The 15,413-nt window shown below is 46.4% G+C and carries 5 protein-coding genes; 3 read left to right on the top strand and 2 right to left on the bottom strand.

What is annotated here, in order from left to right; translation table 11 throughout:
• The first annotated feature begins 161 nt into the window (after positions 1 to 161).
• From psbD to QUA25_RS16070, 3 genes are all read left to right on the top strand, one after another.
• The gene (gene psbD, locus QUA25_RS16080) at positions 162 to 1,220 is read left to right on the top strand and encodes a photosystem II D2 protein (photosystem q(a) protein) (protein ID WP_333039525.1); all 1,059 of its coding nucleotides are present in this window, start codon (positions 162 to 164) and stop codon (positions 1,218 to 1,220) included.
• 156 nt (positions 1,221 to 1,376) lie between these two features.
• Positions 1,377 to 2,756: a photosystem II reaction center protein CP43 gene (gene psbC / locus QUA25_RS16075; RefSeq protein WP_333039523.1), complete on the top strand. Its 1,380-nt coding sequence runs from the start codon at positions 1,377 to 1,379 to the stop codon at positions 2,754 to 2,756.
• Positions 2,757 to 3,324: 568 nt separating this feature from the next.
• Entirely contained in the window at positions 3,325 to 7,182 is a 3,858-nt protein-coding gene (locus QUA25_RS16070) for a GAF domain-containing protein (RefSeq protein WP_333039522.1), read from the top strand.
• 312 nt (positions 7,183 to 7,494) lie between these two features.
• Here the strand turns inward: QUA25_RS16070 and QUA25_RS16065 are convergent, their stop codons facing one another.
• Together QUA25_RS16065 and QUA25_RS16060 are read right to left on the bottom strand one after the other, a co-directional pair.
• Entirely contained in the window at positions 7,495 to 13,527 is a 6,033-nt protein-coding gene (locus tag QUA25_RS16065) for a response regulator (protein WP_445242239.1), read from the bottom strand.
• A 234-nt stretch (positions 13,528 to 13,761) separates the two neighbouring features.
• Positions 13,762 to 14,766 (bottom strand): PleD family two-component system response regulator, encoded by a 1,005-nt coding sequence (locus QUA25_RS16060; RefSeq protein WP_333039517.1) that lies wholly within the window; start codon positions 14,764 to 14,766, stop codon positions 13,762 to 13,764.
• Positions 14,767 to 15,413: the final 647 nt, after the last annotated feature.

The following is a 15,413-nucleotide window of genomic DNA, read 5'->3' as shown; positions in this document are numbered from 1 at the left end:
CACCGAGCGTCACGCTTCGCTGACGAGATCGCGATCGACCGATCGGCATTGTGTATCAACTCCTGCTAATTATGTTGAAAAATTCTGAACTTCTAATATATAGTTATGTTAACTTTAATTAGAAACCTTGGTCTTTTAACAAGCAAAAGGATTTTACCCCAATGACAATCGCAGTCGGACGCGCCCAGAACGAAAGAGGCATCTTTGATGTCCTCGACGACTGGCTCAAACGCGATCGCTTCGTCTTCGTAGGCTGGTCTGGCATCCTGCTATTCCCCTGCGCCTACCTAGCCATCGGTGGCTGGTTAACAGGCACCACCTTCGTCACATCCTGGTACACCCACGGTTTGGCAAGCTCCTACCTCGAAGGAGCCAACTTCCTCACCGTAGCAGTCTCCACCCCAGCCAACAGCCTCGGACACTCCCTGCTGTTCCTGTGGGGCCCCGAAGCACAGTGGGACTTCACCCGCTGGTTCCAACTCGGTGGGCTGTGGACATTCGTAGCCCTCCACGGCGCCTTCGCACTGATCGGCTTTTGCCTGCGTCAGATTGAAATCGCCCGTTTGGTAGGCATCCGTCCCTACAACGCCCTAGCATTCACCGGCCCCATCGCCGTGTTTGTGTCGGTGTTCCTGCTTTACCCCTTGGGTCAATCAGGCTGGTTCTTCGCCCCCAGTTTCGGCGTCGCAGCAATTTTCCGCTTTTTGTTATTCCTGCAAGGCTTCCACAACTGGACGCTCAACCCGTTCCACATGATGGGCGTTGCAGGCATCTTGGGCGGCGCGCTGCTGTGCGCCATCCACGGTGCAACCGTAGAAAACACCTTGTTTGAAGACGGCGAAGGCGCAAACACCTTCCGCGCCTTCAACCCAACTCAGTCAGAAGAAACCTACTCAATGGTTACAGCCAACCGTTTTTGGTCGCAAATCTTCGGAATTGCCTTCTCCAACAAACGCTGGTTGCACTTCTTCATGCTGTTCGTACCTGTCACAGGCTTGTGGATGAGCTCCATTGGCATCGTCGGTTTAGCATTAAACCTGCGCGCCTATGACTTCGTATCCCAAGAATTGCGCGCTGCTGAAGATCCTGAGTTTGAAACGTTCTACACTAAGAACATTCTGCTTAACGAAGGCATTCGTGCTTGGATGGCTCCTACGGACCAACCCCACGAAAACTTCATCTTCCCTGAAGAAGTTCTGCCTCGCGGTAACGCACTTTAAAAAAATCAGGATTTGGATTTCAGATTAATTTAATTTTTTTAAACTAATCTGAAATCCAAATCCCTATTCCCCGGCGCAGGCGCGGTGATACCGTGCCCTACTAGGGAACAAAAAAACCCAAAATCCAAAATCTAAAATCGTTGGAGGTTCTACCGGGTGGTAACGCTCTCTAATTCCTACGCAAGCGGTCGCGACCAAGAATCCTCCGGGTTCGCTTGGTGGTCTGGCAACGCTCGTTTGATCAATCTCTCCGGCAAACTGCTGGGCGCACACGTCGCTCACGCTGGCTTGATCGTGTTCTGGGCCGGTGCAATGACTTTGTTTGAAGTCGCTCACTTTATCCCAGAAAAGCCCATGTACGAACAGGGCTTAATCTTGATGCCCCACATCGCTACTTTGGGTTGGGGCGTCGGCCCCGGCGGTGAAGTTACGGATATCTTCCCGTTCTTCGTAGTCGGCGTTCTTCACTTGATTTCATCTGCTGTTCTCGGTTTGGGCGGCATTTATCACGCCGTTCGCGGCCCAGAAGTTCTCGAAGAATACTCTTCGTTCTTCGGCTACGACTGGAAAGATAAGAACCAGATGACCAATATCATCGGCTACCACCTGATTCTGTTGGGATGCGGCGCTCTGCTGCTGGTAGCTAAGGCCATGTTCTTCGGCGGTGTCTATGACACTTGGGCTCCGGGCGGCGGCGACGTGCGTATTATCACGAACCCCACTCTGAATCCGGCTGTGATTTTTGGCTACTTGGTACGCTCTCCTTTTGGTGGCGAAGGCTGGATTGTCAGCGTCAACAACATGGAAGACATCATCGGCGGTCACATCTGGCTTGGCCTGATTTGTATCGCTGGCGGTGTTTGGCACATTTTGACCAAGCCTTTCGGTTGGGCTCGCCGCGCCTTAATCTGGTCTGGCGAAGCTTACCTGTCTTACAGCTTGGGCGCTTTGTCCCTGATGGGCTTCATAGCTTGCTGCTTTGTCTGGTTCAACAACACTGCTTACCCCAGCGAATTCTACGGCCCGACGGGCCCGGAAGCTTCTCAAGCGCAAGCTTTGACCTTCCTGATCCGCGACCAACGCTTGGGTGCTAACGTCGGTTCTGCACAAGGCCCCACCGGTCTGGGTAAATACCTGATGCGCTCTCCTACTGGCGAAATCATTTTCGGCGGTGAAACGATGCGTTTCTGGGATTTCCAAGGCCCTTGGTTGGAACCCTTGCGCGGTACTAACGGTTTGGACTTGAACAAAATCAAGAATGACATTCAGCCTTGGCAAGCTCGCCGTGCGGCTGAGTACATGACTCACGCTCCTTTGGGTTCTTTGAACTCTGTGGGCGGTGTGGCGACTGAAGTTAACTCGTTTAACTTCACTTCTCCTCGTTCTTGGCTGTCCTGTTTCCACTTTGTGATGGGTTTCTTCTTCTTGGTCGGCCACTTGTGGCACGCTGGTCGCGCTCGCGCGGCTGTCGCTGGCTTTGAGAAGGGTATCGATCGCGAAAATGAAGCGGTACTTTCTATGCCAGACTTAGACTAATCGATCGAACTTATTTCTGATTTGATTGTCTAGTTGAAAAAGGCTCCTGCTTAACGGCAGGAGCTTTTTTTTGAGCAAATAATATCTGAAAAAGCTGCGGATTGTCGATCAACTGTTCTCCGAACCCGCTAGCTGCAGATACAATCCAAGACGTAGAAACCCGGTTTCTGAGTTAAGCTGTTGAATTCAATCCTGTTTCTTTCCGTCAGCTCGTTCCTGAGCGAGCTTTTGCATCTAGGGCTGAGATATTTCGGTGCGACCTTCATCGCTGGCGGTGAATGACTCTACAAGTCTTGAAACTTGACAATTTTAATCCGTTGGGGTATATGCCTTGCAAGGCAGGCTCGACAAAGTTTATATTTAAAGTACAAAAGTTTTAATCCCACACAATGGAAAGTTGCACTGAAAACTTGCAATTTTAAGGCAGATTGCTACAGGTGCAAAACTAATCGACGATCGCCATCAGGATATTTATATTTTATTAAATGGCTGTGCTTGCCGAATTTTTTAACAGGCACAAAACTTTTGGGCGGCTTACTATTATTGCTAGGAAAGCAAAAGATTAATAATGGACTCATTAAAGATCGAAAATGTCAAGGTGAGGTTCGATCGAGCAAATTTGCTCGAACGCATCGCCAACCGCATTCGCCGCTCTCTAGAACTACCCGAAATTCTGAGCGCAACAGCAGCGGAAGTTCAATCCTTCTTGGGAACAGACAGAGTAAAAATCTACAAATTTCATAGCGACGGTAGCGGTGAAGTTATTGCTGAATCAATTAACGGCAACCGCTTGCCATCCCTATTGGGTCTGCATTTTCCAGCAGACGATATTCCCCCTCACGCCCGCGAACTGTTCGCCCAACTACAGGTGCGATCGATCGTCGATATAGATTCCGGGCAGCTAGGCCAAAGTCCACGCCGCGAGGCAGTTTCCGGCCAACTGCTGCCCGACGAAATGCGCTTTCGTGCTGTTGACCCCTGCCACGCTGAATACTTGACTGCACTGGGCGTCAAGGCTTGCTTGGTAGTACCAATTTTTCACGGCGAAGAATTCTGGGGGTTGTTGGTATCTCATCACTCCGAGTCCCGGAGTGTCGGAGAAAACGAACTCCAAGGCGTTCAGATGGTGGCAGATCAGCTCGGCGTCGCCATAGCCCAATCAACCCTCCTCGCCCAAGCGAGGGCGAAAGCTCAACGGGAAGCTGCCGTCAACCGCGTCGCCGCAGCCCTTAACTCCCAGCCGGCGATTGAACTCCAAACAGCTTTGGTAGAATCGGTAGCAGCACTAGACGCTGCCGGCGGCAGGCTGTGCATTTTTGCCACGCCATTCATTTCCGACAGCAGCAAGGTGACGAATCTAGTTCCCTATTCGGATAACTCGAATCGGGAACTCACAGTCTACACTTGCGGCTCAGGGCCGAAGATGCAAATTTCGGCAAGATACCCGCAGGTTGAGCAATACAGCGTCTGGCACGAATATTTTAAATCCGGCGAGCAACAGGTTTGGGCAATTTCCGACTTGTACCAAATTAGCAGTTTGAGAAGCCTGCAACCTGCATTTCGATCGACCAAAATTCGCAGCATTTTAATCGTACCGCTCAGAACCCGCCAGCACATATTCGGTTACTTAACCATTTTTCGAGAAGAATTTGACACCGAAACTCTCTGGGCTAGACAGTTTGATAGCGACGAGCGCCTCGCCCAATCTCGGATATCTTTTGAAGCGTGGAAAGAGTCAAAAACTGCCCAAATTCGCGAATGGAAGGCTGAAGAAATTGAATTGCTCCAAATTTTTGGCACGCACTTTTCTAATGCTATTAACCACTACCAATTAGATCAACAAATAGATGAACTTAACACAAACTTAGAAAATCAAGTTCAAAAGCGCACCGCTCAACTACAGCAGTTGACCCAACAGCAACGAGTGCTGTTTGAGGTGGTGGCAAAAATGCGGAAATCCCTCGACTTGAACAAAATTTTTAGCACGATGTCCCAGGAAGTGCGGCGGGCTTTAAATGCCGATAGAGTTGCGGTTTACCGCTTCGATTCCGCATCACAATTTAACGACGGCGAATTCGTTTCCGAAGATGTTTTGCCAGATTTTGTGTCAGCAATGGCAGTCAAAGTGCACGATCGCTGCTTTGGAGAAAACTACGCCAATCTCTACTCTCCGGGGCGAGTTCACGCCATGTCCGACATCAGGCAGGCCGGACTGCAAGATTGCTTTCACAAAGTCTTGGAGCAATTTCAGGTCAAAGCTACTTTAGTTGCACCGATTATGAAAGGCAACCACCTTTGGGGGTTGCTGTGCGTACACCAATGTTCGGCTCCCCGCAACTGGGAATCTTCTGAAATTAAATTTGCTACCCAAATTTCCGCTCAGCTAAGCATCGCTTTAGAACAAGCAGATTTGCTAGCTCAAACTCAGCAGCAAGCAGTTGAGTTGCACCGGGCAGCAGAGCAGGAGCGAATACTGTTTGAGGTAGTTGCTAAGATTCGACAATCTCTCGATTTAGATACAATTTTTCGTACTACAACTACAGAATTGCGGCGGATCTTAAAGGCAGATAGAGTTGGCATTTATCGCTTTGATCCTAGTTTAAACTTTAATGAAGGCGAATTTATTATCGAAGATGTTTTGCCTGGTTTTTCTTCGGCAATGAATGTCAAAGTTCGCGATCATTTCTTTAGCGAAAACTATGCCAAAAAATATAGTCAGGGACAGATTCAAGTGCTATCAGATGTCGAAAATGCTGGACTCTCAGACTGCCATGCTGCTCTTTTAGCTCAATTTCAAATTAGAGCTCAGGTGATTATGCCGCTGATGAATGGCAGCGAACTTTGGGGTTTGCTGTGCGTGCACCAGTGCAGCGGTTTGCGCCATTGGAACACTTCGGAAATTCAGTTTGCTAGGCAAGTTGGAATTCAGTTGAGTGTAGGATTAGAACAAGCAGATTTGTTGGCTAAAACGCGGCAGCAATCAGTTGATTTGCAGTGGGCAGCCGAGCAACAGCGAATACTGTTTGAAGTGGTGGCTAAGATTCGACAATCTCTCGATATCAACGCGATTTTTAAGACTGCAACCCAAGAAGTTTGTCAGTTTATGCAAGTTGATAGAATTGCTGTCTATCAATTTAATCCTGATTGGAGTGGCTATTATGTGGCCGAGTTTGTGAAAAATGGCTGGATAAAATTGGTAGGGGAAGGTATTAGTACAGTTTGGCAAGATACTTATTTGCAGGAAAACCGAGGCGGCAGATATGCCAATAATGAAACTCTAGCCGTAGACGATATCTATCAAGTTGGCCACTCGGAGTGTGTTGTCGGTATTTTAGAGAAATTTCAGGTGAAGGCTTATGCGATCGCGCCGATTTTTGTAGGACAAGGACTTTGGGGTTTGCTGACAGCGTATCAACATTCTGAGCCCCGCTGTTGGGAAAGTTCAGAAGTTAACTTTTTAGCTCAGATTGCTAATCAATTAGGCGTTGCTATCCAACAAGCCGATTTGCTGGCTCAAACCAGACGCCAAGCAGAACAAATCGCTCAAAGTTTAAAGGATTTGCAGCACACTCAAGCTCAATTGATTCAAACTGAAAAAATGTCTGGTTTGGGGCAACTGGTAGCCGGGATTGCTCACGAAATCAACAATCCGGTTAATTTTATTTACGGCAATCTCAATCACGCTAGTGAATATACTGCTAGCTTACTGAGTTTGCTGGAACTTTACCAGCAGCAATATCCAGCGTCTAGTCCTGAAATAGACAAATTGAGTGAAGATATTGACTTGGAATTTCTGCTAGAAGATTTGCCAAAATTGCTATCCTCAATGAAGGTGGGAGCCGATCGCATCCGTCAAATAGTTCTGTCTTTAAGGAATTTCTCTCGTCTTGACGAAAGTCAAATGAAGGCGGTTGATATTCACGAGGGCATTGACAGCACGCTGTTAATTTTACAGCACAGGCTGAAATCTAATGCGGACAGTCCAAACATTGTGCTAGTCAAAGAATACGGCATTTTGCCTCGAGTTGAGTGTTATGCGGGACAGTTGAATCAGGTATTTATGAATGTCATTGGAAATGCGATCGATGCTTTGGAATCGCACAAGTTGCTCGCGGGTCAATCTGTAATTCCTCAAATTAAAATATCTACTGCTATCGGTCAACTTAATGATACTGTTCCGAGCGCGGTGATTCGGATTTCTGACAACGGCACGGGAATTTCGGAATCTATGAGAAAACGCATATTTGACCCTTTTTTCACCACTAAGTCGGTAGGGAAAGGTACAGGATTGGGACTGTCAATTAGTTACCAAATTGTGGTAGAGAAACACGGTGGCATTTTAAAATGCAATTCGGAATTGGGGAAGGGTACTGAGTTTGTGATCGAGATTCCGCTTCGACAGCAGCCAGCAGTCATTAGTCATTAATCATTATTGTAAAATCCAGTCAACAGTCAACAATCACGCAGGGTGCAGCCGAAATTGATACAATTCATCTGTGTTAATCTATGTTTATCTGCCCTCATCGGCGGTAAAAAAAAGAGAATTTCTCTGGCCACAGATGACAAGGGACTGACGCTGATTTACACAGAGGTCGAGAAGAAATATATGAATAATTTCGATGCTGACAGATTTGGAATCAGGCTTGATCGTGGGTATGAAATCGCATAGCCACCTTGCGGCATCGCGGGTGACAGTTGCCTAAGTCCTGATGCAAAAAGATGCCTATTTAATTGACTTTCATAGATTAGTTTCGCTCTTTTGTAGCTCTTTTTGGAGAGTATTCTTGACACGATCGTACTCACCCTCGATTTGAGCCAAAAGCGTTGAGGCTTGATCGAGTTCACCAGATGTACTCATAACTTCTAGCGTGGCACAAAGCTTGGCCAGAGGAGCCGCGCTTAGATTCGCACTACTGCCTTTGAGGGTATGAGCCACTCGGTTTAGGGTTTGAGTATCCGCTTGGGCGATCGCTAATTTCATAGCTTGTAGCAACTTTAGAGATTCCTCAAAGTAGCAGTTCGCCAGCAAGCTCAAAATCTGGGTTGAATCTTGATCGATGCTGCTACAGAAGGCTTGCAGTTCAGTGAGGTTAACCGCTGGCATATCAATTTCTGGCTTGTGGCTATCTGATTCCTCCTTTTGGGCCTGCTGCGGTTCCGGGTTGGGTGGACACTGACTCAGCGCTTGGATGAGAGCATCTACTCGAATTGGTTTACTGATATAGTCATTCATGCCAGCATCAAGACAAACCTGGCGATCGCCCTGCATGGCATTTGCCGTCATTGCAATAATCCAGGGACGAGCATGAGCCGGCCACTCCTGGCAAATACGACGGCTGGCTTCTAGTCCATCCATCTCTGGCATTTGTACATCCATCAGCACTACATCATAAGGCTGGCGATTCAGGGCTTCCAAAACTTCCAATCCATTGGCAGCAACATCGGCCCGGTATCCCAAACGCTCTAACAGCAGCAGTGCCACCTTCTGATTCACCAGATGATCCTCTGCTAACAGAATTCGCAGTGGAAGTCTCTGGGCAAGTTTAATCTCATCCTGAACAGAGCTAGGGGGGCGCTGTTGAACTTTCGTCGGTTGGGCTTGTAGCACCTGGGTCAGGACTTCATAAAGTTGGGATTGTTTGATGGGTTTGCTTAAACAAGCCGCAAAGTGGGTGGAGAGTTCTGAAGAACTCACTTCTGGTTTGCCCATTGAAGTCAGCATCACCAGGGGTAAACGGTGGCACTTAGGATGCTGGTGGATGGCTGAGGCGAGTGTGAAGCCGTCGATTTGTGGCATTTGCATATCTAAAATAGCGACATCAAACGTTTCTCCATTCTCAAGCCAGTTGAGCGCTTCCACCGCCGATTGGGCAGCGCGAATCTGCATCCCCCAAGTCTCAGCTTGCAATGTCAGAATTTGTCGGTTAGTGGCCAGATCATCCACGATTAATAAATGCTTGCCAGATAGTTCTGGTAGCATTTCAATCTGTTCGGCTAACTCAGTAGCAACAGAGGATGCCACAATCGTGAAGTAGAAGGTCGAACCCATTGAGACTCGATGAGGCTTAGCGGCTTGCCATTTGGGTGAAGGGGTTCCTCCGACGTGGCCGGAACTCTCAACCCACATCATGCCGTTCATCGTTTCAGTAAGTCGCTTACTAATCGCCAGACCTAAACCAGTCCCTCCATACTGCCGAGTCGTCGAAGCATCTACTTGACTAAAAGACTTAAACAGTCGATCGAGCCGGTTGGCTGGAATACCAATGCCTGTGTCTTGAATAGCAAACTGGATTTCATACAAGCTTTCTGACAAGTTCCCTGGCTCAGAAATTGTTTTGTCAGAATCAACTAGAGAGGCTTCCACGGAAATGGTAACTTCCCCAGCTTCAGTAAACTTAATCGCATTGTTGAGCAAGTTAACTAGAATCTGACGGAGACGGGTGACATCACCCAAAATCAACTTAGGAGTCTGAGGCTGGATGAGGTAGCCCAACTCAATATCCTTCTCATCTGCTTTAACTGCAAGTTGGTCGATCGCATTTTCTATGCAATCTCTCAAGCTCAAAGGATGCTTTTCTAACTCCAGCTTGCCCGACTCAATTTTGGAGAAGTCAAGGATGTCGTTGATGATACTCAGAAGGGTATCCCCACTATTACGAATCGTCTCGATAAAGTCTCGCTGTTGAGCCTTGAGTTCTGTATCGAGCAGTAGTCCCGTCATACCAATAACCGCATTCATGGGAGTGCGAATTTCATGGCTCATCATCGCCAGAAACTCACTTTTGGCTCGGCTCGCTGCTTCTGCTTCCCGTCTAGTTTGCTCCAGGGCAAAGTTTTTCAGAGTTAATTCTTCTCGTTGTCGAGTTTCTTGCTCTAGTAATTTGGCTTGAGCTAGGGCAATTCCTACTTGAGCGGCCACTGATTCTAGCAACTCCACTTGATCGGCGGTCCACTGACGGTAACGATCGCACTGGTGCAAACAAATGGCACCATTCGGTTCTCCTTGGTAAGAGGTTCGCACTGCTAATGTCGATCTCAAATTGAGACTGGTACAAATTGAATGAGCACAGGTGAGGAATGAATCGCAGTAGACATCCGGGGAGGCGATAGCTTTATCTTGAGCCATCAACTGTTGGGTATAAGCATGACTCGCGGCCAGAATGTCATTCTCCCCGCTGGGTGCATATCCCACTCCTAGATACTCTGCAACGACAGGAAACTGAGGCTGTGGGTTGTCCAGGTATGTGCGAATTAAGCAGCGACTGGCCCCAAAAGCTTGCCCAATCTGAACAGCGGCCGTTTCAAATATCTGCTGGGCATTGAGGCTTTGACGAATTTCTTGGGTAATTTGCTTCAGCAGTAGGGCTTTTTCCAATTGTCGTTGTAGTGCTTCTTCTGCCTGCTTGCGATCGGTAATATCCTTCATGAAGCAGTGATGCCCGACCAACACATTTTGCTCGTCATAAGCAGAGACCATCACCACTTGTTTATAGAAGCTAGAGCCATTTTTTCGCATTCCCCTAGCTTCCGCTTCGACTCTGCCGTCCCTCAACATTTGCTGATAAGCAGCCACCATCTTCTCAACATCTTCAGGATGAACGGTTCTTTGCCATTCCATCCCTAGCATTTCCTCATGCCCATATCCACAGATGGCAGCATAAGTCATATTGACAGACATATAGCGTCCTTGAGAGTCCAGCCGAGAAATGCCTGCCACAGCATTTTCTAGCGCCGCACTCATTTGTTGCAGTTCCGCTTCGGCTCGTTTGCGATCGCTAATTTCAATCAGAATGCAACCCACTGCTACAGGCTGCTCTGCATCCTTGAAAATGGGGAAATGAGAAGTTAGCCAGTAGCGCTGGGCAGCAGTTTGACTGGATACTTCTGTGCTAATTTCCAAGTTGATGGAAGGTTTTCCTGTCGTTAAAACCTGTTGTAACAGTGCATTTACACCAGGAGCAAATTCTCCCAAAATCTCATCGGTTGTCTTACCTAAGTGAGCCTCGACAGAGTGGCCATTAATTTCAGCTAGTGCCTCATTGATTTGTAAAAATCGAAACTGCCGATCGTAGATACACAGCCCCACCCCTGCTAGGGAAGCTCCGTTAAAGAAAGCATTTAATAATTGCTCTCTGGCTTGAATTTCCTGCTCCAACTTTTTGCGCTCGGTAGTATCGCTGTGAGAACCAGTCATACGGACAACTGTGCCCGCTTCATCCAAAAGCGCTTGCCCTCGAGCTAAAATCCATTTGTAGCTCCCATCCTTGCAAAGCAATCGATGTTCTGTAATATAAAAGGGAGTTTTGCCCTCAAAGTGATCTTGAATTACTTGCATCACCCAATCGAGATCATTGGGATGCACCCGCTTGCTCCATTCATCCAGGTGATTAGGGATTTCATGATCTTCGTAGCCCAACATCTCTTTCCAGCGAGCGGAGAAGAATACTTCATTGGTGTTGACGTGCCAATCCCATACCCCATCATTACTACCACGTAGGGCGAGTTCCCACCGCTCTTCACTCGCTTGCAGAGCGACTTCTGCCTGATGCCGTTCAATTTCACTACCAATCCATTGAGCCATCAGTTTCAGTAATTCTACATGGGCAGATTTAAAGCTTTCTGCACGGGGAGATTTACTAGAAAAGCTGAGGGTACTGTAGACTTTGCCTGCAACTAACACTCGTGTTCCAATATAAGCTTCTATGCCAAGGGCAAGATAGGCAGGATGGCAACGCCATTTTGATGTGCCTATATGTTCGATGGTTAGGGGTTCATTTGTGTCTAAAGCTTCACAGCACAAAGTTTGCTTAATATCAAAGACATCACCTGGTTTCAGGAGTTGATCGGGCGATCGTGCAACCATCACCTCATAAGTATTATCTTGCACACGAGCCAAGATGCCACTTGCAAGCCCAAAATTCTGACATCCCATGTCAATCAACGCTTGGATACGCTGCTCAAAATTGAGATTTTGGGTAGCAGTGACTTCATATAAAGCTCGTATCGCCGCCTCTCTTGTTCTTAGTTCAGCTTCGGCTTGTTTACGTCTCTTAATTTCAGCTTTCAGAGAGCGATTGATTTTGGATAATCTTTGCGTTCGTTCTTGAACCCGCTGTTCTAATGTAGCGTTGGCCTGTTTAATCTCCCTAAACTTTTGATTTAGCGCGATCGCCATCACTTGAAAATTGCTAGCAAGCTCATTGATTTCAGTAACAGAACTATGTTTCCATTCAAATGTTTTTTCTGAAAGCTTGTTGGGTAAGTCAGTAGTGGCGAGAGCTAAAAAGGATAACGGCTTGACCAGTCGTTCGCTAACCACCGTTGCAGACAAAAATGCCAACATTGTGATGACGAGAAGAATAATCAGATCTATCCTGTAGCGGTTTTGTAAATTTTCTACATAGGGAGCTGCTGGAATTTCTAAGCGTAATCTCCAGTCCAGATCGGAGCTAATAATAAATTCCTGTATATAGAGAGAGTTTTTCCAACGGATCATCGGATAGTTGCCCTTGCTAGGAACCCATTGTTGCAAGGTTCCCTCTAAGGTGCGAGTGCTGCCATCTTTTGACTTATCAACAGTGTTCAAAAGATTTTGGTCGGATTGATTACTGGCAATCTGTCGGTTGTTTTGATCGAACAATGTAATGCGTAATTGGTGATTTTCTTGCTGAAAAATGTATAGAGCTTGGATCTTGCTTAATGCTAATGAAGCGTGGATCAGGCCAAGGAAATTACCTTGAACTTGCAGGGGAAAATTCAATCCTACATGAGGTTCATCAATTAATAAATCGTTGTGGATAGGAGCCATCCAAGGCCTCAACCGCTCTTGAGCCAGGGTAATTAGAGATTTATGTTCGGTGCTTTGTTCAATCAACCACCGACGGGTTTGATTTAAAGGAGAAGAAGCCGCTAAAACTGTTCCCGATGAATCGGCAACATAAATGTTGTCGAAATCTGTAAACCACTGCTCAATCAGGCTAATGTCTTGTTGCAGTTTATCGGATGATTGAATCGCTTGATTAGCAGCAGTGGCGGCTTCAGGAATGAGCGATTTTTCCGCTAATGTATTCAACGCTAAGAGATGTCGCTGATTCCATCTAGATAGATCGCTACTGAGATTTATCCCGTTTGTTTGTAACTCAGTTTGCACAGTCGTCTGAATTTGAGCGACTAAGTATCTACCATCAATAACTAATAGGAGCAGTCCTGGAAAAAAGACAAAAGCAACCAACAGATGAAAAATAGTTTGTTTTAATGAGAAGATATGGAAATGCTTTGAATGCCTAACCCACAGATGACTCGGCGCATAAGAAATGATTAAGCTGGCAACTAAGGCATTAAAAATGCCGTTGACTGCTTGTTTGCACATAACTAGCAAGACTTGAGCCGCCTCCATGTGCAGCATTTGACCGTAGAAAAGCCAAACGAGAGGCATTCCAATTAAGAACCAGTACATCCCATCAAATAAAAGGAGGTTCGGATGTTTGCGCTGGCAAAGAAACCCTACAAACAGTGCCTCAATTACCAAAATGATGGTGGCGTATGGATGATTCCAAAGCAGATAAGTATAGCTGCCTGCTATTAGACTGGCAAAACCTCCCCAACCCCAGCCGAAGTAGTAAGTAATAATCAGTATTGCAATACTGCCAAAGAGGAAATCAACCCCAAAGAAAAGAGACAAATTGAAATAGTTGCCCAGAAAACCCGCTCCAGTGAGAAGGGCGATCGCACCTAACCATCTTTTATTACGCACTGAGCTAGCCCTTCCCATAAACTTTTATACTCGCTAGTTGCTTAATATGACCTGATTCCGATAAAAAAAGCGCCAGAGAGCCTATCTGTTATTTACCTGACAGTTTCCATGAAGATCGCACCACCGATTATTTAGGCTTTAAGACTAAAATCAAGACTTACTCATGCAGGACTTGATATTTCGCTCAACTTTTAAGAAAAAATTATTCCAAATTACGAGAGGCTTAGTTTTTACTCTTATGATTTAATGAGTTCACTCATTAACTGTATGAGTCTTGGTACAAAAAGTATTACGACCTTGGTCTTTGGCTTGATAAAGTGCTGCATCGGCAGCAGTAATTAAAGTTTCTGGCAGGCTCTCTTGGGTGGGAATCACAGTGGTAATACCGAAGCTGAGGGTAATGCAATGATTCGGAGAACTCTTATGGACTATTGCTAAAGCTTGGACGCGAGCCTGAATTTTTTTAACTATTTTGACGGCTCCCTCAAGCTCTGTTTCGGGCAAAATCACTACAAATTCTTCACCTCCATAACGTGCTACTAAATCTCCAGCTCGATTAATACTGCAATTGAGAGCTGCCGCAACTTGCTTTAAACATAGATCCCCTGCTTGGTGTCCATAAGTATCGTTGTAAGGCTTGAACAAATCGATATCACACAAAATCAGTGACAAAGGAGTTTGCTGCCTCGTCATGCGTCGCCACTCCTCCTCTAGCTGTTGGTCAAACTGACGGCGATTGGCAATCTGAGTCAAGCCGTCAATTGACGCGAGGTATTTTAATTGCCGATTGGCGGCTTCTAGCTGTTTGTAAAGTAGGGTTTGTTGCTGTTGCAAGTGGAATTGCTGAATCAACCGTCGCACTCTCTGTCGCAGAACAGCCCAGTGAATCGGCTTAGTGATATAGTCAGCCGCTCCCGCTGCAAACGCTCGATCGACAGATTCTTTGTCTTCTAAGCTAGTAATCATCAAAATAGGTGGGCGATCGCTCTCAGGCACTTCAGATAATTTTTGACAACAAGCAAAACCATCCATAGTAGGCATCACTGCATCTAGCAGGATCAGGTCTGGATTTGATTCCTCATAAGCTGCTAGCCCTGTCAACCCATCATTAGCTTCGGCCACTCGGTATTTTTCCTTCTGTAAATACAGTCGAAGTTGCAAACGCATCAAGGCATCGTCATCCACAATGAGAATTAGAGAGGACGGTTCCGTAGATGCGTTACTCGAAATGGCTGACTCTTCTAATGATTGATACATACGTCATTGTGTATCTCAAGCTTTGGAAACATTCTAGCCTAGCATATTTTGAGCTTGGGATGGAAAGTTAAAATGGGGAAAATATGTCATAAATTATACACCATATCAGCTTCCGCAACAACATCCTAGACAGCGTCGGGTTGGTTAAACCAACAGCCACAGTCTACTTAAAATTTATCGCTTTTTTTCGGAGATATAAAGTCCGGTAACTTGCGCTAATATTTGTAAATATGTAATTATTCTTGGGGGCATTAAACTGTTTTTACAACGTCAAGCGAGCTTTGACGAACGATCACCTGTTATCCCACTATCGTCGATGGGATAATATGCTATATTTTTTAAATTAATTCAAACTTTTTCAGGTGCATCAAATTCCTCCCTCATCTTTGAGGGATCGTCCGAGCTATTTTTGGGGAATACATCTGATGGTCACACTATCACGTATCGCTTCCCCCTTGGTTGAGCGTTTGTTAGCACCAAGAAGCTCTGACTGCAAAAAAGCGTAAGCTTTGTTAAGAAACCTTTACAGAGTTCTGCGCGAGCTGGGATAGGTTTTTTCTCTTTTTTCTCCCCATAATCCCCCAGATAGTGTCTAAACTCCTGTCTTTGGGCTTGATTAGGGAACACATCGTCAAAGCCTTGGCATC

Source organism: Microcoleus sp. Pol17C6 (assembly GCF_036701145.1).
Lineage (GTDB): Bacteria > Cyanobacteriota > Cyanobacteriia > Cyanobacteriales > Microcoleaceae > Microcoleus.
The sequence above is the reverse complement of the archived record's forward strand: the minus strand, read 5'-3'. Positions and strand labels throughout refer to the sequence as shown.

What these genes read in the sequence shown, in the direction of transcription:
- QUA25_RS16065 (WP_445242239.1), bottom strand. Translation starts at nt 13,527, where the DNA reads ATGGGAAGGGCTAGCTCAGTGCGTAATAAAAGATGGTTAGGTGCGATC.
- psbD (WP_333039525.1), top strand. Translation starts at nt 162, where the DNA reads ATGACAATCGCAGTCGGACGCGCCCAGAACGAAAGAGGCATCTTTGAT.
- QUA25_RS16070 (WP_333039522.1), top strand. Translation starts at nt 3,325, where the DNA reads ATGGACTCATTAAAGATCGAAAATGTCAAGGTGAGGTTCGATCGAGCA.
- QUA25_RS16060 (WP_333039517.1), bottom strand. Translation starts at nt 14,766, where the DNA reads ATGTATCAATCATTAGAAGAGTCAGCCATTTCGAGTAACGCATCTACG.